The organism is Vibrio sp. M260118, from assembly GCF_036533755.1.
GTDB lineage: Bacteria > Pseudomonadota > Gammaproteobacteria > Enterobacterales > Vibrionaceae > Vibrio.
Map to the genome: position 1 here is coordinate 1 of NZ_JATABG010000564.1, position 1,514 is coordinate 1,514.

The following is a 1,514-nucleotide window of genomic DNA, read 5'->3' on the forward strand; positions in this document are numbered from 1 at the left end:
CTTTCTCGTCACACAAAGAAAGTAAAGTCTCGTATACAGATTCACCGTCCAAAGCTTTGATGAAATACTCAATGCGAGACATCGCTTTTGAAAATTGCTTAGAATCGGATATGGCACTGGCTGGAACTATTATTTGCAATGGACCCTTTAATGTTTTGATTGAGTACTCTAAACATTCCACACTGCCCAACATAAGCTTAGATGGCACATACGATGAATCACCTAAATATACTGGAATTTCGATATCTAAATCTTCTTCAAGTAAATCCGATATGTTAATGAAGTAATTAATTCTAGCCGTTAGCACTGTTAGTGGATTTAAGTCTATGCCCTTAACGGAGTTAAGGACATCGTTTAACTTCTCAGCATTCGATGGGTGCTCTCGCCTTAAAACCTTCTCAATTAAAATCGTAATGAACGTCCCACTACCACAGCATGGGTCAAGCGCACGCCATGCTTCCCCCCCCCAATGATTAATGGCATTAGAGACCAGATGCTCAGCTAGCCACGGCGGAGTGTAAAACTCCCCTAACGAATGCCTAACTTTTTCTGGAATGAAGTGCATATATAAATCTTTAAAGAAATCATACACTTTCTGACCTTCGCGCAAAAGAGTTCTATCTTCATAATCAGCTAATAGCGTATACACTGAATTTATCGCATGATAGATTTCATCGCTCCATTGCTCTTCAGAGCAATACCACGAGAAAAAATCCCCCTCAAGCAAGTTCCCAATACCGTAATCTCTAAATATTGCTCCATCTTCAAGATTAGACATATGCTGCCGAATAGAAGCTGAATCATAACGCTGCATTTGGTTAAAACGCTCTATGCTGTTACCAAACCGTAAAGAGATAACCTTATAGGCTATTGTTTTTACTATTATTGAGTAGGCGGTTTGCAGTGCATAAAGTACTTTGTATTCCGATTCATTGTCTGTAAGTTTATGCCCTGCAACTTTTTCTAGTGCCTGCCTTCTTTCAATAATTGCAGTTTGTTTAGATTTATCATCATGAGCCAGCCTAAATAACTCTTGCCATTCCATGAATAACATTTCAGAACGTCCGGTCATATTACACTCCAGAGCGCTAAGCAAACTATGGGTAAGCTTGGTTGCTATAGAGTTATCATCTCGGCAGAAATCTTCTACTAGATTTTCAGGGGACAGTTCTTTTTGGTTTAATAACGCAATTGCACTAGCTAAATTATGGAGAACTTTAGCACCTAAATGTTGTTTAGAACCAACAAACTCAATCCCACCCTCTAATCTTAAGCTAATAGAGTTAACTCCATCAGTAACAAAGCCATAGTAACTACCTGGGGATTTATCATTAAGTCCATTCAAATAACTCAATGTTTGAGCAACAGCGCTGTCCACCTGAGCTTGTGTACTAAACTTTGATGGGTGCTTGAACTCAATCACAACACTACCAATCCTACTATCAATTCTACCTTTACCGTTTTTTCGTCCATTGGCAGACATTGTTACGGTGTCTACAGACTCTTCTTTGGAA

At 39.1% G+C, this 1,514-nt stretch carries 1 protein-coding gene; it reads right to left on the bottom strand.

The genetic code is table 11. The features are described from left to right. On the bottom strand, positions 1–1,514 hold a 1,514-nt coding region (locus QTO00_RS19595; protein ID WP_331426239.1), incomplete at both ends, for an N-6 DNA methylase.